The organism is Cryobacterium sp. TMT2-14, assembly GCF_004402465.1.
Taxonomy (GTDB): Bacteria; Actinomycetota; Actinomycetes; order Actinomycetales; family Microbacteriaceae; genus Cryobacterium; species Cryobacterium sandaracinum.
Genome location: NZ_SOFV01000041.1, coordinates 32,042 through 50,199, shown reverse-complemented (window position 1 = coordinate 50,199; position 18,158 = coordinate 32,042). Strand labels below are relative to the sequence as shown.

General features: G+C 69.0%; 18 protein-coding genes and 1 pseudogene. 12 read left to right on the top strand and 7 right to left on the bottom strand.

Annotation, left to right across the window (positions count from 1 at the left end; translation table 11 throughout):
- The 5 genes and pseudogenes from E3O28_RS16460 to E3O28_RS14275 form a co-directional block, all read left to right on the top strand.
- Positions 1 to 418: pseudogene (locus E3O28_RS16460) on the top strand (hypothetical protein); the annotation flags it as partial.
- A 273-nt stretch (positions 419 to 691) separates the two neighbouring features.
- Positions 692 to 2,815 (top strand): APC family permease, encoded by a 2,124-nt coding sequence (locus E3O28_RS14290; RefSeq protein WP_104099145.1) that lies wholly within the window; start codon positions 692 to 694, stop codon positions 2,813 to 2,815.
- 3 nt (positions 2,816 to 2,818) lie between these two features.
- A complete protein-coding gene (locus tag E3O28_RS14285) occupies positions 2,819 to 3,235 on the top strand; it encodes a CrcB family protein (RefSeq protein ID WP_134401837.1) in 417 nt (138 codons plus the stop codon).
- Entirely contained in the window at positions 3,232 to 3,600 is a 369-nt protein-coding gene (gene crcB, locus E3O28_RS16455) for a fluoride efflux transporter CrcB (RefSeq protein WP_166784841.1), read from the top strand. The genes E3O28_RS14285 and crcB overlap by 4 nt, the downstream gene beginning before the upstream one ends.
- A gap of 171 nt (positions 3,601 to 3,771) precedes the next feature.
- Positions 3,772 to 4,032, top strand: a complete 261-nt coding sequence (locus tag E3O28_RS14275) for a DUF3073 domain-containing protein (protein WP_134401839.1) — start codon at positions 3,772 to 3,774, stop codon at positions 4,030 to 4,032.
- A gap of 163 nt (positions 4,033 to 4,195) precedes the next feature.
- Here E3O28_RS14275 and purM read toward each other — a convergent pair whose 3' ends face one another.
- The 6 genes from purM to E3O28_RS14245 form a co-directional block, all read right to left on the bottom strand.
- Positions 4,196 to 5,299, bottom strand: coding sequence for a phosphoribosylformylglycinamidine cyclo-ligase (gene purM, locus E3O28_RS14270; protein ID WP_104099463.1), 1,104 nt, complete (start codon positions 5,297 to 5,299; stop codon positions 4,196 to 4,198).
- Positions 5,296 to 6,903, bottom strand: a complete 1,608-nt coding sequence (purF, locus tag E3O28_RS14265; protein ID WP_104099462.1) for an amidophosphoribosyltransferase — start codon at positions 6,901 to 6,903, stop codon at positions 5,296 to 5,298. The genes purM and purF overlap by 4 nt, the downstream gene beginning before the upstream one ends.
- A 116-nt stretch (positions 6,904 to 7,019) precedes the next feature.
- Positions 7,020 to 7,418 carry a hypothetical protein gene (locus E3O28_RS16565; RefSeq protein ID WP_174721915.1) on the bottom strand — a complete coding sequence of 133 codons (399 nt, stop codon included), beginning with the start codon at positions 7,416 to 7,418 and terminating at the stop codon, positions 7,020 to 7,022.
- A 270-nt stretch (positions 7,419 to 7,688) separates the two neighbouring features.
- Positions 7,689 to 8,141: a MarR family transcriptional regulator gene (locus E3O28_RS14255; protein WP_104099461.1), complete on the bottom strand. Its 453-nt coding sequence runs from the start codon at positions 8,139 to 8,141 to the stop codon at positions 7,689 to 7,691.
- Complete coding sequence (locus tag E3O28_RS14250) at positions 8,138 to 8,770, bottom strand: SDR family oxidoreductase (protein ID WP_134416565.1); 633 nt, start codon at positions 8,768 to 8,770, stop codon at positions 8,138 to 8,140. The genes E3O28_RS14255 and E3O28_RS14250 overlap by 4 nt, the downstream gene beginning before the upstream one ends.
- 119 nt (positions 8,771 to 8,889) lie before the next feature.
- Positions 8,890 to 9,249 (bottom strand): sterol carrier family protein, encoded by a 360-nt coding sequence (locus tag E3O28_RS14245; protein WP_134372374.1) that lies wholly within the window; start codon positions 9,247 to 9,249, stop codon positions 8,890 to 8,892.
- Between the two features lie 195 nt (positions 9,250 to 9,444).
- Between E3O28_RS14245 and purD the strand changes: the two genes are divergently transcribed.
- From purD to E3O28_RS14220, 4 genes are all read left to right on the top strand, one after another.
- The gene (gene purD / locus E3O28_RS14240; RefSeq protein WP_134416563.1) at positions 9,445 to 10,722 is read left to right on the top strand and encodes a phosphoribosylamine--glycine ligase; all 1,278 of its coding nucleotides are present in this window, start codon (positions 9,445 to 9,447) and stop codon (positions 10,720 to 10,722) included.
- 355 nt (positions 10,723 to 11,077) lie between these two features.
- Entirely contained in the window at positions 11,078 to 11,998 is a 921-nt protein-coding gene (locus E3O28_RS14230; RefSeq protein ID WP_134342005.1) for a phosphoribosylaminoimidazolesuccinocarboxamide synthase, read from the top strand.
- Positions 11,999 to 12,126: 128 nt separating this feature from the next.
- Positions 12,127 to 12,510, top strand: coding sequence for a VOC family protein (locus E3O28_RS14225; RefSeq protein ID WP_134401841.1), 384 nt, complete (start codon positions 12,127 to 12,129; stop codon positions 12,508 to 12,510).
- Between the two features lie 298 nt (positions 12,511 to 12,808).
- On the top strand, positions 12,809 to 13,636 hold the full coding sequence (locus E3O28_RS14220) for a VOC family protein (protein ID WP_104099465.1): 828 nt from the start codon (positions 12,809 to 12,811) through the stop codon (positions 13,634 to 13,636).
- A gap of 63 nt (positions 13,637 to 13,699) precedes the next feature.
- On the opposite strand, the gene E3O28_RS14215 is transcribed toward E3O28_RS14220, so the two are convergent.
- Positions 13,700 to 14,434 carry a TetR/AcrR family transcriptional regulator gene (locus E3O28_RS14215; RefSeq protein ID WP_166784840.1) on the bottom strand — a complete coding sequence of 245 codons (735 nt, stop codon included), beginning with the start codon at positions 14,432 to 14,434 and terminating at the stop codon, positions 13,700 to 13,702.
- Between the two features lie 136 nt (positions 14,435 to 14,570).
- Between E3O28_RS14215 and kynA the strand changes: the two genes are divergently transcribed.
- The 3 genes from kynA to E3O28_RS14195 all read left to right on the top strand — a co-directional run bounded on the left by kynA (position 14,571) and on the right by E3O28_RS14195 (position 18,131).
- Entirely contained in the window at positions 14,571 to 15,425 is an 855-nt protein-coding gene (gene kynA, locus E3O28_RS14210; RefSeq protein ID WP_134416559.1) for a tryptophan 2,3-dioxygenase, read from the top strand.
- Between the two features lie 115 nt (positions 15,426 to 15,540).
- On the top strand, positions 15,541 to 16,545 hold the full coding sequence (locus E3O28_RS14200) for an amidohydrolase (protein WP_104099454.1): 1,005 nt from the start codon (positions 15,541 to 15,543) through the stop codon (positions 16,543 to 16,545).
- A gap of 245 nt (positions 16,546 to 16,790) precedes the next feature.
- Positions 16,791 to 18,131 carry an aminotransferase class V-fold PLP-dependent enzyme gene (locus E3O28_RS14195; protein ID WP_174720230.1) on the top strand — a complete coding sequence of 447 codons (1,341 nt, stop codon included), beginning with the start codon at positions 16,791 to 16,793 and terminating at the stop codon, positions 18,129 to 18,131.
- Positions 18,132 to 18,158 lie beyond the last annotated feature (27 nt).

The following is an 18,158-nucleotide window of genomic DNA, read 5'->3' as shown; positions in this document are numbered from 1 at the left end:
GGCCGCCGCCGGCGCGGCAGCCGGCGCCGCGGCCGGGGCCCGAGCCGGTGCGGCAGCCGCATCAGCCGCGGCTTCAGCCTCGGCCGGGGCGGGATGGCAGACCGGCCCAGCGGAATCGGCAGCGAGCGGCAGCACATCGGGAACCACATTCGACGGAACAGGTGCCCGCGCCGGAACCGTCGAAGGCGATTCGGGATCCAACGCCGCCTCGACGCCCGACCCGCGTCTCGAGTCCAACCGGGCGCTGCATGAGGCCGACCTGGTGCTGAACGAGTTCCGTCAGCAGCTGCGCGCGGACCTGCGCCAGGCTGCCACACGGTCCGGCGTGCCGACCACGCTCGTGCCGGAACTTCGGGCTCGCCTGGTCGAGGTGCGCGCGGACATCCTCGCCGCCCTGCACCGGCAGCGCGGCCACTAGCCCGGAGCGGTGCAACAGCACCCCGCACACAGAACACCCTCGCCAGCTGCGCGGGTGTTCTGTGTGTCACCGTCGCAACCGGGTCAGACGGGACGGGCCGCGATCTCCTCGGCGGTGGGGTGGCGCGGTCGGTGCATCCCCCCGAACGGTCGATCGCGTGCAGGGACATCAGGGCGCCGCAGATCGGGCAGACCGGGCGCACCCGACACGCCCGCACGGCGGCCGACTCCCCTGGATTTGACAGAGGAATCCAAGGGAGTAGTGTCGTCCCTCGTGACACCAGAGGGAACCCCCCAGGCACCAGAAACACGTTCACCGAAAAGGTGGATCATCGGCGACCCGCTCTCGACCGAAAAGCTCGACGGCCAGTTGCTGCCCAAGCACCTCGCCCTCCCCATCTTCGCGAGCGACCCGCTGTCGAGCGTCGCGTATGCGCCGCAAGAGCTCCTGATGATCCTGACGCTCGGCGGGCTGGCCTTTCTCAGCTTCGCGCCCTGGGTCGCGGCGTGCGTCGTGCTACTGCTCGTCGTGGTCGTCGCGTCGTACCGCCAGCTGATCAAGGCCTACCCGTCCGGCGGCGGCGACTACGAGGTCGCGCACAAGAACCTCGGAGAGAAGGCCGGCCTCGTCGTCGCGTCCGCCCTGCTCGTCGACTACGTGATGACCGTGGTCGTGTCGGTGGCCAGCGGCGTGGACAACATCATCTCCGCACTGCCGGGCCTGGCGCCGTTCCGGGTGGAGTTCGCGGTCTTCTTCGTGATCCTGCTCGCGGCGGTCAACCTGCGCGGCGTGCACGAGTCGAGCAAGGCTTTCGCCATCCCCACCTACCTGTTCATCGCCAGCGTGCTGCTGATGGTCGTCGTGGGCCTCGCCCGGGTCGCCCTCGGCGATACCCCGATGGCCGAGTCGGCGAACTACGACGTAGAGGCCCAGAGCCTGGCCCAGTCGGCGTTCATCCTGCTGCTGCTGCGCTCCTTCGCGAGTGGGTGCAGCGCGCTCACCGGCGTCGAGGCGATCGCCAACGGGGTGCCCGCGTTCAAGCATCCGAAGGTCAAGAACGCCCAGCGCACGCTGGTGCTCATGGGCGGCATCGCCATCACGCTCTTCATCGGCCTGACCGCGCTCGCCCTGTTCTCGAAGGTGCACTACGCGGAGAATCCCTGCGACCTGATCGGCTGGGAGGAGTGTGCGACTTCCCCGCAGCGCAGCCTGATCGCCCAGATCGCGGCGGCCACCTTCGGCAACAACTCGATCATGTTCTTCGTGCTGCAGGCCGCGACCGCGGCGGTGCTGCTGCTGGCCGCCAACACGGCGTTCAACGGCTTCCCGCTGCTCGGCTCGGTACTCGCCAAAGACTCCTACGCCCCGAAATCGCTCAGCACCCGCGGCGACCGCCTGATCTACTCCAACGGTGTGCTGCTGCTGGCCCTCTTCGCCTGCATCATCCTGGTCATCTACCAGGCCAACCTGACCGTGCTGATCCAGCTCTACATCATCGGCGTCTTCGTCTCCTTCACACTCGGGCAGACGGGCATGGTGCGGCACTGGCTGACCCTGCTGAAGACGAACCCGCCGAACCGGGCATCCATCATCGCCAGCCTCTCGATCAACGGCTTCGGCGCGCTGCTCACCGGCGTGGTGCTGATAGTGGTCACCATCACCAAGTTCACCCACGGCGCCTGGCTCGTCTTCGTTTTGATGCCTGTGCTGTTCACCCTCATGCTCGGCGTCAACCGGTACTACCGCGACGTCGCCAAGGAAATCGAAGTGGATGCCGACACCATCTTCGGCTCGTCGGGCGACCACGCGATCGTGCTGGTCGGCAAGATGCAGAAGCCCGTTCTCAAGGCGTTGGACTACGCGATCGCGGCCCGCCACGAGAGCATCGAGGCCGTACACATCTCCGTCGACGTCGACGAGACCAAGGCGCTCAAGCGCGCCTGGGTGCAGCAGAATATCCAGGTGCCGTTGCGCATCGTACAGTCGCCCTACCGGGATATCAGCTGGCCTCTGATCAGCTACATCAAGGATCGGCGCGAGGACCACGGCTCCGAGGTCGTCACCGTGTACACCCCGATCTACATCGTGGGCCACTGGTGGGAGGGTCTGCTGCACAACCACAAGGCCCGGCGGCTGCGCCAGAAACTCATGCTCGTGCACGGCGTCACCATTGCCCTGGTGCCGTGGCTGCTCGACTCCTCCGAGCTCATCTACGGCCGGCGCTCCCGGCCCGTGCCCGGCCAGGACCGCCGCGGCGAGCCCGTGCGCCCCCGACCGATCCCGCGCCGCCCGCTCGCTCCGGCGACCAAGGACATCCCGATCCGACCCACGCCGGTCGTCGGCACGGTTCCGCCGAATTCCCGGCCGTCCGCCGCGCGGCGCCGCAAGAGGAAGTAACGGATGCGCCTTGCTCCCGGCGTCTTTCTCGGCGGCATGGTCGGCACGGGCCTTCGACTCGGCATCGATCAGGCTCTCCCGCACGCCGACACCGACTTCCCGGCGAGCACGCTGATCGCCAACACGATCGGCGCGTTCATCCTCGGCTGGCTGGTGGCCGGCCTGTGGACCCGCCCGGGCCTGTCGGCCTGGGTCAAGGCCGCCCTCGGCACGGGGGTGCTCGGGTCGTTCACGACCTACTCCGCCGTCATGGTGTCCCTGGTCGCGCTCGGCGCGGCCGGATTCCCGACTCTCGGCTGGATCTACCTGGCGGCCACTCTGCTGATGGGGTTCGGGGCCGCGGCCCTCGGCCTGCAGCTGGGGGCGCAGCTTCGACACCGCGTGTTGCCGGACATTCCGGATGCCGGGAGCACTCTGTGAGCACCTGGCTGGTCCTCGGCGTACTCGTCACCGGTGGCGCGGCGGCGGTCATCCGTTACTTCGTCTCGCGTGCCCTCCCCGTCGGCCCCGGGCGGCTGCCGCTCGGCGTGTTGATCGTGAACGTGGCCGGATCGTTGATCGGCGGCGTGGTGCTCGGTCTCTCCGAGCGTGCCGCGGTGTCCGCCGACGTGCAGCTGATCCTGTTGACCGGGGTCTGCGGCGGCCTGACCACGTTCAGCACCTGGAGCGTCGAGACCGTCGAACTGACGCTCACCGGGCGTCGGCGAGCTGGCATTGTCAACCTGATCGGCACTCTCCTGCTCGGGTTCCTGGTCTGTGGTGCGGGCTACCTCCTCTCCCGCTGAGGTACAGTGAAGGAACGCTGATTGTGAACGTGCTCGGCGAACCGCTGCTCAGGATTTGCATCCTCGGCCCGTTCGGCCCGCCATGCTAAACTGACGGCTAGTTTTCACCATATTCGGCAACTCCCGGGAGACGTTCCTCTCACCCGGCCTGGCATCGTTAGGGGGTCTCGCATGGGGCGCGGCCGTCAAAAAGCAAAGCACACCAAGGTTGCCCGCGAGCTGAAGTACTTCAGCCCGGACACCAACTACAACGCGCTTGAGCGCGAGCTCACCGGGCATCCGGCCAACGACCCGCGCCTCGATGAGGACCTGGCGAAGTGGCCGGAGTACGAGGCCGGCAAAGACGCAGACACCGACGACGAAGCCGAAGCCGAAGCCGCCGACCAATACGTCGACCATTACGCCACCGAAGACGAGCAGAAGCGCGCCTGACGCTCGGCTCATCTCGGCTCGGCTCGCCGAGCTTTGCTCCTCCGCGGCCCCGTGCCTCAGCGGGTGCGCGCAAATGGCCGCCATCGTTTCACCGATGGCGGCCATTTACGCGCACGGGGCGCCGGGCGGGGCGCCCGACGGGCCGCCCCGCCGGGCGGCCTGGCTAGAGCGCGTAGCCGCCGACCAGGCGCACGGCGCCGCCGTTCACGCCCTTGGCACCCTGCTCAAAGCCCGCGAGGTCGTGCGGGGCGGTCGAGACACGGCCGGCCACCCAGGCCGGCACTCCCTCGGTGGCGAGGCGCGCGATGACGGATGACGCCGATTCGGCCGCGACGACGGCGAACATGCCGACACCCAGGTTCCAGGTGCCCTCCGCGCTCTCGAGCGAGGAGCCGGCGAGTTCGCTGAGCACCCGGAAGACCGGGGACGGCGACCAGGTGGACCGGTCGACCTCCACCCAGGCGCCGAGCGGGAGCACGCGAGCGAGGTTCGCCGCGATGCCGCCGCCGGTGACGTGGCTGAGCGAGTGCACGACGCCGGCGAGCTCCGGGTCGGAGATCACGCCGAGCAGCGGCCCGGTGTAGAGCCGCGTCGGCTCGAGCAGGACCTCGCCGACCACGCCTCCGAAATCGGCGGACGTGTCGGTGTAGCCGATGCCGCGGTTGGCGAGGATGTGCCGCACGAGCGAGTAGCCGTTGGAGTGCAGGCCCGAAGAGGCCAGCGCCACGACGACGTCACCGTGGCGGACCTTCTCCGCGCCGAGCACCTGGTCGGCTTCCACCACGCCGGTGGCGGCGCCGGCCACGTCGTAGTCGTCAACGCCGAGGAGGCCGGGGTGTTCGGCGGTCTCGCCGCCGACGAGTGCGGTGCCGGTGGCGGCGCAGGCGCGGGCGATGCCCGCGACGATGTCCGCGATCCGCTCGGGGACGACCTTGCCGCACGCAATGTAGTCGGTCATGAAGAGCGGGCGGGCCCCGACGACGATGATGTCGTCGACGACCATGCCCACAAGGTCCTGGCCGATCGTGTCGTGCTTGTCGATGGCCTGGGCGATCGCAACCTTGGTGCCGACGCCATCCGTTGACGTGGCCAGCAGCGGGCGCGTGTAGCCGGTGAGGAAGGAGACGTCGTAGAGGCCGGCAAAACCGCCGAACCCGCCGAGCACCTCGGGACCGTGCGTGTTCGACACGGCCTCCTTCATCAGGGAGACGGCGAGGTCGCCGGCCGTGGTGTCCACTCCGGCCGCCGCATAGGATGCGTTGCTCATTCTTGTCTTCCTGGGTCGCCGATCGGGGGCTTACCCTGTGTGACCAAGGATTCTTCGCGCAGTGCTTCCTGGCGCAGTGAGGTGGGGGCAAGCAGAGGCTCGAATTCCGAGTCGGGGCCTGGGTCACATCCGTTCGAGGCGGCGGCCGGACGTTCCAACAGGTTCTTGCCCAGGTGTGCTGAGTCGGGCAGCGGGATCGGATAGACCCCGGTGAAGCAGGCCGTGCATAGGCGTTCGGGCGGCTGCTCGGTCGCGGCGATCATGCCCTCCGGTGAGAGATACCCGAGCGAGTCGGCGCCGATGGCCTGGCGCACCTCGTCGACGCCGAGGCCGGTCGCGATCAGTTCCGCGCGGGAGGCGAAGTCGATGCCGTAGAAGCAGGGCCAGGTGATCGGCGGGCTCGAGATGCGCACGTGCACCTCGGCCGCACCGGCCTCCCGTAGCATGCTGACCAGGGCACGCTGGGTGTTGCCGCGCACGATCGAGTCGTCGACGACGATCAGCCGTTTGCCCTTGATCACGGCCTTGAGCGGGTTGAGCTTGAGCTTGATTCCCCGCTGGCGGATGGTCTCCGACGGCTGGATGAAGGTGCGCCCCACGTAGGAGTTCTTCACCAGACCCTGGCCGAACGGAATTCCGGATGCCTGCGCGTACCCGATCGCGGCCGGCGTGCCGGACTCGGGGGTCGGGATGACGAGGTCGGCCTCGACGGGGTACTCCTGGGCGAGGCGACGGCCCATCTCGACCCGCGCCTCGTGCACGCCGCGGCCGGCGATGGTGGTGTCGGGCCGGGCCAGGTAGACGTACTCGAACACGCAGCCGGCGGGCTTCGCTTCGGCGAAGCGCTGCGTACGCAGGCCGTCTTCGTCGATGGTGATGAGCTCGCCCGGCTCGACCTCGCGCACGAAGCTGGCGCCCACGATGTCGAGGGCGGCGGTTTCGGATGCGACCACCCAGCCACGCTCGAGGCGGCCGAGCACCAGCGGGCGCACCCCCTGCGGGTCGCGGGCGGCGTAGAGGGTGGTCTCGTCCATGAAGACGAGGCTGAAAGCGCCGCGCAGACGCGGCAGAACCTCGAGCGCCGTGGCTTCGAGGGTGTGGTCGAGATCGCCGGTGAAGAGGGCGGTGATCACTGCGGTGTCGGTGGTGTTGCCGCGGGCGAGCTCGCCCTCCACCTTCGGGTAGCGTTCGTGCACGAGCTGCAGGAGCTCGGCCGTGTTGGTGAGGTTGCCGTTGTGGCCGAGGGCGACCGTGCCGCCCGAGGTTCGGCCCAGGGTGGGCTGGGCGTTCTGCCAGCTGGACGATCCGGTGGTCGAGTAGCGGGTGTGCCCGACGGCGATGTGGCCGATCAGTGTGCTCAGCGCGGCCTCGTTGAAGACCTGGGAGACCAGGCCCATGTCCTTGTAGATCAGGATCTTCGAGCCGTCACTCGTGGCGATCCCGGCCGACTCCTGGCCCCGGTGCTGCAGGGCATAGAGGCCGAAATAGCTGAGCTTAGCCACCTCCTCACCGGGAGCCCAGACGCCGAAAACGCCGCAGGCATCCTGCGGCCCCTTCTCTCCGGGGAGTAGATCATGGCCTAAAAGTCCGTCGCCGCCAGCCAAATCGGTGCCTCTTCTACTATCAGTGCTCGGGGAAGTGTGTGCTGAGAGTTGTGGGGTAACCGGGAGCTTCTCCGCTTCGGTCCGGTGAGCCGTGTTGTTGGGACGGGCGGGTTGAGCTAGCCCCGATCAGAATTCGACGAGTCGGATACGGCATCCGGAGACTCGGAATCGCTCGGACCGACAGCTGCCATTCTATCGACGACGACCGTCTTCCCGCGGCGGGAGATGACACGGTCGATGATGATGGCGACGACGGCACCCAGGGCGACGCCCAGCGTGAGGAACGCGAGCAACAGGAATCCGAAGACCTGGGTAGCCCCGAACTCGGCGTTCTCGGGAAACACGACCGTGAGAACCAGGGCCGCGATCGCACCGATCAGGGCGCCGAGGAGCATGAAGTTGAAGAAGCGGGGCGAGCGCCGCACGGTGACGGTGGACTTGTCGACGATCGATTCGCCGGCACTCTCAACGGTGCCGGAATCGGACTCCTGCTCGGGCTGTTGGTCTGAGATCACGCTTTCATTCTCGCACGCCTGGTCGGTCCTGCGGCTGTGTGTTGGCTCTGCCCGGCGGATGCCAGCCTGCCCGGATGAATGAGATTGCGGTACGCGGGAGCGCGAACATCGACCTCGTCGTGCGGCAGCCGCGGCGGCGCGTCAGGGTGGCGCGGTGGACTTCCGCGGACACGGAGGTTCAGTGTTCGGCGATCACCGCGGCGGCCGGTGGACGATCCACCACGGCAGAGCCGAGCGACCCGGTCGCGCCTGTCACAATGACCGCACCCCTCAGGATCCCTTGACCTGTGCGAGCAGTCCAGCGAGCTCGGTCAGTGCGTCATCGGTCAGCGTGTCGAACCATGGTGCGGAGCGTTCTATCGCGAGAGTTTCGAACGCCTCGACCTGGGAACGCGCGAATCCGGTGAGCCTGAGGAGCCGCACCCGTCCGTCCTGGTCGGATGCGAACTGCTCGACCAGGTCATGCTCGCGCAATTGGTCGACGAGTTGAGTGATGGCCCCCGGTGTGACGTGCAACAGTGCGGCAAGCCGGCCCGGAGTGACAGAGTCCTGCGCGTGAGCGAGGACGAAGAGGACATCCAGCTGGGTGCGTGTGAGGACCGTGCTACCGAACGGAGTCGATCGCGGGCTCGCGATCGACCGCGACAGACGAACGACCGCCGCCAGGACCTCCCCCATCTGCCTGGACCGGTGCGAGGTGAGCAGGCGCGCCGATTGTGTCATGCGCTGATAAACGGCATCTGCCCGATGAAGGTGCGATCCTCCACCTGGGTGAGGATGAAGTCCGCGAGATCATCTCGACTGATCTGGGTGCTCGCGTCAACGCCCACCCATCCCACCCGGTAAGTTCCAGCACCCGGCTTCTCGGTCAACCGCGGACCACGAACGACCGTCCACTCCAACCCGGACGCCTCGAGCACCCGAAGGTGCTGCTCCGCGTCGGCGAGAACATGCCCGGACAGGGTCTTCAGCAAGAACCTGATGACGCGGTCTGCGGGCCCGGGCCGGTCCAGTGGAGCGGTTAGCCCGCCGCCCGACAGGGTGACGATCCGCTTTACTTCGTGCCGCCCCATCGCGTCCACGATGAGCTGGTTGCCCTCGGTCTGCAGGGTCGGCGGCGACCCCTTGACCTGCCCGAACAGGCTGAGCACGGCGTCTGACCCCGCCACCGCCTGATCCACGGCATCCGCGTCCAACACGTCACCGCGAATAACCGTCAGAGCCGGCGACGTGGTGACGAGCTTGGCCGGATCACGCACCAGAGCCCGCACCTCGCATCCCGCGGCAAGAGCTCGCGTCAGCACGCGATGACCGGTCTTACCGGTCGCACCGAACAAAGCAATCACTGTCATGAGAATTAGTTTAGTCGCTAAATGTTGTGATCGGATGATGCTGCCACCGAACCACAACGACGGGGAAAACTAACGAGGGAGAAAAGGGGGAGTCGCGTCCGAGACGGAGGTGGGAGGCGTCAGAGAAGCGGTAGGTGCCCGACCAGGTCGGCGCGCTGGCCGGAGGCGGCGATGCGACCGGATGCGATGCCATCAGCCCACGAGAGCGTTCCGATGGCGAGGGCGAGCCAGGTGGGAGCATCCGTCTCAATGACGTTCGGCGGTGTGCCGCGGGTGTGGCGCGGACCGGCGATGCATTGCACGGCCCCGAACGGCGGCACGCGAACCTCGAGTGTGTTGCCGGTGGCCTTCTCGGCGAGCAGCTGCAGCGTGTACCGAACCGCCAGGGCACGGATGTCCCGGCTCGCCTCACCCTGCTGCGCCGCGTATTCGCGCACCGCCGCGCGCCCCACGCCGTCGTCAATCCTCGCTCGTGCCACGCCACCAGTCTGCCTCCTGTCTGCGGTCCGTGCCGGCCGCTCCTTGCGCCGCCAGCCCACCTCGCGCGCATGCTGCGCCGCTGCGCGCCTGGCACACCATGCGCGTATCAGCGCAGCACGGGCGCAGCGCTCTTGCGCCAATGCCCGCTGTCCGCCGCCCGCGCGGGGCTACGCGGCATCCGCTAATCTGACGGGGTGAAGATTCTGGTCCTCGGTTCCGGTGCCCGCGAGCACGCCATCATCACCGCGCTGCTCCGCGAGGAGCCGCGCCACGACATCGTGGCGGCGCCAGGCAATGCCGGCATCGCCCGGGATGTGCCGGTGATTCCGCTCGACCCGGCCGACCCCGAGCAGGTCACGAACTACGCGAACCTCAACGGCATCGAGCTCGTCGTGGTGGGGCCGGAGGCGCCGCTCGTCGCCGGGGTCGCCGATGCGCTGCGCACCCGGGGCATCCCGGTATTCGGTCCGGACCGGGCCGCAGCCGCCCTCGAAGGCAGCAAAACCTTCGCCAAACGCATCATGGACGCCGCGGGCGTGCCCACCGGACGCGCTGAACGCGCCGGGTCGCTCGCCGAAGCCACGTCCGCACTCGACGAGTTCGGGGCGCCCTACGTGGTGAAGGCCGACGGCCTCGCCGCCGGCAAGGGCGTGCTCGTCACCGTGGACCGTACGGCCGCGATCAACCACGCCACCTACTGGCTTCAGCACGGCAGCGTGCTGATCGAAGAATTCCTGGACGGGCAGGAGGTCTCCCTCTTCCTGCTCAGCGACGGCCACAGCGTGCTGCCGCTCTCCCCCGCCCAGGACTACAAACGCCTCGGCGACGGTGACCTAGGCCCGAACACCGGCGGCATGGGCGCCTATTCGCCGCTGCCCTGGCTCGACGCCGAATTCGGCAGTGAACAGACTTTCGTAGACGAGGTCATCGAAACGATCGCGTTGCCCACGGTGCGCAAGCTCGCCGCCGAGGACACCCCCTTCATCGGTCTGCTCTACTGCGGCCTCATTCTCACGACCGAGGGCATCCGGGTGATCGAATTCAACGCCCGATTCGGCGACCCGGAGACCCAGGTGGTTCTACCGCGCCTGGTCACGCCACTGTCGGGTCTGCTGCTCGCGGCCTCCACCGGCGGCCTTGGCGGCCTGGCCCGCCCGGTATTCTCGGCTGACGCCTGCGTCACGGTCGTGCTCGCGAGCGAGAACTATCCAGATGCGCCGGTCACCGGACGCGCTCTCACCGGCCTGGCCGCGGCATCCGCTGTGCCCGGCGTCAGTATTGCGCATGCGGCGACGGCCGTCGTCGACGACACCCTCGTGTCCACCGGCGGACGCGTGCTCAGCGTCGTCGCGGTCGGCGACGGCTTTGCGGATGCCCGCGCCCGCGCCTACGAGGCGCTCACCCTGATCACGCTTGAGGGTTGCCAGTTCCGCACCGACATCGCGGCCCGCGTCGCCGCTGTCGCCCGCTGAGCCCGCGTCGCCGGTGTCGCCCGCTGAGCCCGCGTCGCCGGCGTCGCCCGCCGAGCCCGCCGAACCCTCGTCTCACTGGCCCGGCTGAGCTGTCGCCGCCCGCCGTTTCCGTGGCCAACTCAGGAGATCCATTCGGCGAGCGCTGAGAACACCCGAGAACACCAGGCCGGATGACACCGGCAGCGCAGATCTCCTGAGTTAGCCCCTCCCCCTGGGATCCTCGGCGCGGAAGCGCGGCACGCCGCGGGCGGCACGAGCCCGGCACGAGCCCACACCGGCACCGCGTTGGCGCGGGCACCGGCCGGTGCGCAAGAATATAGCCGTGACCGCACTAGACCAGCCCGCCGCATCCGCTCTGCCCGACCTGCCGGGATGGCGTCACGCCTACTCGGGCAAGGTGCGCGACCTCTATGTTCCGGATGCCGCGGCCGACCTCGCGACCGCCGCACGCGTGCTCGTGGTCGCCAGCGACCGCGTCAGCGCGTTCGACCACGTTCTCGAGCCCGGCATCCCGGGCAAGGGCGAACTGCTCACCACTCTCAGCCTCTGGTGGTTCGACCAGCTCGTGGGCTTCCCCAACCACCTCGTGCCGGACCACACCGTCAACGGGGCTGTGACCAGCCTGCTCCCGTCCGCCGTTGCCGGGCGCGCCATGCTCTGCAAGACCCTCGACATGTTCCCGATCGAATGCGTCGTGCGCGGGTACCTGACCGGATCGGGCTGGAAGGAATACCAGTCCACCCAGACGGTGTGCGGCATCCAACTGCCTGCCGGCTTGCAGAACGGCGACCGCCTGCCCGAACCCATCTTCACCCCGGCGTGGAAGGCCCCGATGGGCGAGCACGATGAGAACATCTCGTTCGAGCGCACGGTGGAGCTGGTCGGGGCCTCCGTTGCCGACGAGCTGCGCCGCCTGTCGCTGGAGATCTTCGGCCACGCCTCGGCGATCGCCGAGAAAGCCGGGGTCATCCTGGCCGACACGAAATTCGAGTTCGGCGCCGACCGCCTCACGGGCGCCATCACGCTCGCCGACGAGGTGCTCACCAGCGACTCGAGCCGCTATTGGGACGCCTCGCTCTGGCAGTCCGGCACGACCCCGGAACAACGGATGGCCAGTTTCGACAAGCAGATCGTTCGCGACTGGCTCGCGGCCAACTGGGACCTGACCGGCACACCGCCGGCACTTCCGGCGGAGATCATCGGGCAGACCGCGGCCCGTTACCTGGAACTGCTGGCGCGGCTGACGCACGCGGCTTCCGCGGCCGGCGCGGCGTAGGCGAGGCCGCGGTGGCCCGCGTTTCTCCGCGGGCACCGCACCGTCGCTGGGTTTCCCCGCAGCCGGGCGTGCCGTCGCGAGGCGTCACGGCCCGGCGGCCACGGGCCGCAAACTGATACGCTCCGGCCATGCGAATCAAGATGTGCAGCGTCCACGTGAACGATCCGTCCGCCGCGTTCGACTTCTACACGTCCGTGCTCGGATTCGAGAAGCTGATATCCATGCCGGAGCACCAGCTGTACATCGTGAAGTCCCCGGAAGACCCCGACGGGGTCGGCCTCCTCCTCGAGCCGAGCGACAACAAGGTCTACCAGAAGTACGCTCAGGGCATCCGCAGCCTCGGGCTGCCGGCCATCGTGTTCGGCACACCGGATGTGCAGGCCGAGTACGAGCGACTCCGCACCCTGGGCGTTCAGTTCGCCGGCGCCCCCAGCACGGATGCCTACGGCACCTCCGTCATCTTCGACGACACCTGCGGCAACCTGATCCAGCTCCACGAAGACGAGCAGTAGCGAGCGCCCTGACTGCCGGGTCGCGTTCTGCGCTCCGACCCGCTCCCGACTCCCGATCCCCCTACAACTCCCGACTCCACCTCCCGACTCCAATCTGGGGCTAACTCAGGAGATCCCGACCAAGGCCGTCCCCGGGGCCACTGTTTCCGCGGCGGATGGCGTCCGATCGCGACCGTGCCGCCGGATCTCCTGAGTTAGCCCCCGCCACGCGGCGCACGGCCGGAATACCGGGCCCGGATCATCCGTTGGGGCCAGTGTGAATCGATTTGCGAACGATCTGCTGCCCGCATCCACCGGCATGGGCGCGGTGACCCTGCGGGTGGGCGACCTCGACGCCATGATCACGTATTACCGCGACGCGGTGACCCTCGAGCTACAGAGCCACGAGGGGCCGGTCGCCGTGCTCGGGCGCGGAACCACACCGATCGTTGTTCTGCAGCACGCCCCGGAGCTGGCCGCCGCCGAGCCCCGCTCGAGCGGGCTGTTCCACACCGCCATCCTCTTCGATACGCAGGCGCAGCTCGCCGCGGCCGTCTACTCGGTGGGCACAACGCATCCGGGATCGTTCACCGGCAGTGCCGATCACCTGGTCAGCCAGGCCTTCTACTTCACCGACCCGGAGGGCAACGGCATCGAGCTGTACTGGGACCGCGACCGCACCGAGTGGAGCTGGACCCACGGCCAGGTCGAGATGGCCACCCTCTACCTCGACCCGAACACCTTCATCGGCGAGCACCTGACCCGGGACGGTCAGGCGCATCCGTCGGTCGGCAACGCCATCGTCGGGCACGTGCACCTTTCCGTCGGCGACGTGGGCACGGCCCGCGAGTTCTACGTGGACCGCCTCGGCTTCGAGGCGACGGCGACCCTCGGCGGCCAGGCCCTGTTCGTCTCGGCCGGCGGCTACCACCACCACATGGCCATGAACACCTGGAACAGCGCCGGCGCCGGCAAGCGCCGACTGGCCCTCGGGCTCGGCGAGGTCGATATCATCCTGCCGGGCTCCGACGACATCGGTGCCCTCAACGAACGGATGTCCCACTTCGGCGTGCAGACCCGTCACGACGGGCAGACCCTCGGCTTCGACGACCCGTGGGGCAACCAGATCGTGGTGCGCACGAAGTAGCCCGCACGGCGTCAGCGCACGGCGTCAGCGCGGCTCACCCCGCCGACGCCGAACGCAGATGTCCTATGCGCCGGCCTCGGGCGCAGCACCGGCTCCCGGCGCCGCACCCGTGCCGCGGGAGGCCGCCCGGGTGGCACGGCGGCTCAGGCCGTGCACGGCCGCCTGGTATTCCTTGGCTCCCAGCGGACGTCCCGGCAGCTTGGGCCGGCCCCGGTCGACGGCCCGCAGCCCGTCGAGCACGATCGACAGCTGGCGCCGCCACTGGCCGGTGTAACCGCCGCCGAGGGTGCCGAGCGAGCCCACCATGGTGACGAGGACCGCGAGGTCGACCGCATCGACATCCGTTCGGAGGTCGCCGTCGCGTTTGGCCTGCGTGACGAGGGCCGACAGCACCGCTTTGAACGAGGCCGCCTTGCCGCGCGCTGGGTCGACCGTCTCCATGCGCTTGAGGATGGGCGGCAGCGACGGGTCGGCGACGAGCCACTCGGCGACGCGTTCGGTGTAGACGACGATGCCGTCCCACGCGGTGGGGGCAGCCGCGATCTCGTCGCGCACCGAGGCCAGCTCGGCGAGGGAGATGTCGTGCAGGGCCCTGACGAGGTCGTCCCGGGTGGAAAAATTGCGGTACAGCGTGGCCACGCCCACGTCGGCGCGGCGGGCGATCTCCTCCAGCGAAGCGTCAACGCCGTGCACCGCGATCAGTGCCCGCGCCTCAACGAGGAGACGCTCACGGTTCTGCCGGGCGTCACGCCGTCGAGGCTGCGCCCCATCCTGCGGGGTCGATTCGGGCGAAGTCATGACCCTGAGTCTAGGTCTCGAACCTTGGCATCGCGGAGGCTCACCTCCACGCCTCCCCCTGGCAGGTGTCAGCCAGTTGCGCCGGGCCGGGGCTGTCCCGCACAATGCAGTCAGCACCCGAACGAAACGGAGCACCATGTCGGTCGAGCACAACACCCGCGAGTTCGATCCCGAGATCGTGACGGATTTCCGGGAGCGGATGAGTTACGGCTCCTACCTCGATCTGGACACCCTGCTCGGTGCGCAGAAGCCGGTCAGCTCACCCGAGCACCACGACGAGCTTCTGTTCATCATCCAGCACCAGACCACCGAGCTCTGGCTGAAGCTCGTGCTGCACGAGCTGCGCGCCGCGACCGCGTTCCTGCGCCAGGACCAGATCGCCCCGGCCCTCAAATGCATCGCCCGGGTCAAGCACATCCAGCGCACCCTGACCGAGCAGTGGTCGGTGCTGGCCACGCTCACGCCCAGCGAATACGCCGAGTTCCGGCATTTCCTGGGCAACTCGTCCGGGTTCCAGTCGTATCAGTACCGGGCCGTCGAGTTCGCGCTCGGCAACAAGAACCGGCGCATGCTGAGCGTGTTCGAGAGCGATCCGGATGCTCACGCGCTCCTCTCCGAGATGCTTGCGGCCCCCAGCATCTATGACGAGTTTCTGCGCTACCTGCACCGGCAGGGGTTCGCTATCCCGGCACCCGTGCTGGAGCGCGACGTCACGGAGGCGTGGGTGCTGCATCCGGAACTCGTGGCCACCTTCCGCGGGATCTACGAGAACGCGGGCGAGCACTGGGGTGCTTACGAGGCCTGCGAGGAACTCGTCGACCTGGAGGACAACTTCCAGCTCTGGCGGTTCCGTCACCTCAAGACCGTGCAGCGCATCATCGGCATGAAGACCGGTACCGGTGGGTCGAGCGGGGCCACCTTCCTGCAGAAGGCGCTCGAGCTGACCTTCTTCCCCGAGTTGTTCGCCGTGCGCACCGAACTCGGCACATGAGGCACGGATGACCGGCGGCCGGCCAGGCGGATCGGTGCCGGGCGAACCGGTGCCGTGCGGATCGGTGCCGGGCAGGACGGTCGGCAGGACCGTCGGCAGGACGGTCGGCAGGACCGTGCTCCCGGGCTTCCTCGATGCGCATGTGCACCTCGCGCTGATCGACCCGGCCCCGCTCACCGCGGCCGGCATCGCCCGCGTGCTCGACCTCGGCGGGTGGACGCCGCCGAGGTCGACGCTTCCGGTCGAGTCCGACCCGGGTGCTCGACCTCGGCGGGTGGAGCTGGGCGCGGGAGAGCCCCAGCGAGCTGGGCGTCCCGCGAGCGCGGTCCTTCCCGAGACCGTGTTCGCGGGGCAGTTTCTCGCCGCGCCGGGCGGCTACCCGAGCGAACGGTCCTGGGCCCCGGCAGGCAGCGTGCGCTTCGTGGCCCAGGCGACGGATGCCGCGGCCGCCGTCGACGACCAGCTGGCGCTCGGGGCATCCGTGATCAAGGTCACGCTGAACGGCGACGCCGGGCCAGTGCTGCCGCGCGCGGTTCTCGCGGCCATAGTCGGGCACGCCCACGATCGCGGGGCCCCCGTTCTCGCCCACGCCGAGGGGGCCGGCCAGGCGCTCCGCGCGTTCGAGGCCGGGGTGGACGCCCTGGCGCACACGCCGTTCAGCGAGCGGCTGGGCGACGAGGTGATTGCGGCCATGGCCAGGCGAATGGCATGGATCAGCACCCTCGACATCCACGGCTGGGGCGAGCCGACCGACGACTTCGATCGCGCGGTCGACAATCTGCGCCGCTTCCACCGGGCCGGCGGACAGGTGCTCTACGGCACCGACCTCGGCAACGGCCCGCTGCCGCTCGGGCTGAACCGGCGGGAGATCAACGCGCTGCTCGGCGCCGGCCTGAGCGGCGACGACGTGCTGCGGAGCCTGACCATGGGAAACCTCGGCGGCTTCCGGACCGTGCTGCGCGGCCCAACAGGCACCGAGCGCCTGGTCACGGTGCTGCGTGGCAAGCGCCCGGCCGACCCGGCCGCGTTCAGCGCCTGGCTCGGCACCGCCCGGGCGATCAGCCCGGCCGACCTCGGCGACCTCGGCGACCTCAGCACCCTCGACCCGCCGGATTCCTGAGCGCACCCCCGACCGCATCCACCGCCGCACGGCCGTCCGCGCTTTCCGTAGTCGCGCGGTCACCCGCGTGGGTGGGATACTTCCAGCGCGGCACGGTGTCGGCGAGTCCCCGGGAAGCGCGCATCGCTGCGAGAGATGGCTGCCCATCATCCGTTCGACCTCGAGGAATCCAGATGACCCCCCACACCGACACCAGCCCCGCCGGCAACGGCAGCCAGGATGCCCAGCTCGCCTTCGCCCGCCGGATGGACCGCATCGACGGGCTCGGACACTACCGGCGGCAGTTCGTCGGCATCGAACCCGACAGCGCGACCGGCGCGACCGGGCACACCCCGAGCCTCGTCGCCTACCTCGACGGCAACTCCCTCGGCCGGCCCACCCGGGCCAGCGTGGCCCGCATCACCGAGTTCCTCACCCACGACTGGGGCACCCGCCTGATCCGCGGCTGGGACGAGGCCTGGCTGGACCTTCCGCTGAAAATCGGCGACGACATCGGCCGCGCCGCCCTCGGTGCCGCGCCCGGCCAGGTCTTCGTCGGCGACTCGACCACCGTGCTGCTCTACAAGTTGGCGCGGGCGGCCGTCGACTACCTTCGCGTCGACGCGGAACCGACGCGCACCGAGATCGTGCTGGACACCGACAACTTCCCCACCGACCGCTACCTGCTCGAGGGCATCGCGGCCGAACGTGGCATGACGCTGCACTGGATCCACTCCGACCCCGCGAGCGGCGTCACAGTGGAGCAGGTGCGGCAGGCCGTGGGCCCGCAGACAGCGCTCGTGCTGCTCAGCCACGTGGCCTACCGCTCCGGTTTCCTTGCCGATATGCGCGAGATCACCGCGGTGGTGCACGCCGCGGGCAGCCTCGTGCTCTGGGACCTCAGCCACTCGGTCGGCTCCGTGGTGGTCGAACTCGACCTGTGCGACGTGGACCTGGCCGTCGGCTGCTCCTACAAATACCTGAACGGCGGCCCCGGCGCCCCCGCGTTCGCCTATGTGCGCAGCGACCTGCAAGACGTTCTCACCCAGCCGATTCAGGGCTGGATGGGAACGAAGGATGTCTTCACGATGGGCCCGGGGTATGTGCCGGCCGACGGCATCCGTCGTTTCATGAGCGGAACCCCGCCGATCGTGGGGATGCTGGCCATGCAGGATTCGCTCGCGATGATCGAGGAGGCGGGCATCGACCAGGTGCGCGCCAAGTCGGTGGCGCTGACCGAGTTCGCGCTGACCCTCGTGGATGTCTGGCTTGCCCCGATGGGCGTGACTGTGTCGTCGCCGCGAGAGCCCACGCACCGCGGCGGTCACGTGACCGTGAACCACCCCGCCATGCGGCAGGTGACGCAGATTCTGTGGGAGCACGATGTGATCCCCGATTTCCGCATGCCCGACGCACTGCGCATCGGCCTGTCCCCGCTGAGCACAAGCTTCGTCGAGACCTTCGAGGGGGTCGCGGCGATCCGGGACGTGCTGCGCGGTGTGCTGCTCGGGCAGAGCGGGCTTGCCGGCGGAGCCAACGGTGGTCTCGGCACCGGCCTGGGCACCGGCCTGGCCGGTGCGCTCGGCGGCCCGGGGGTCGGCCTGTAGGATCGTGGAATCCACCCCCCGACGCCT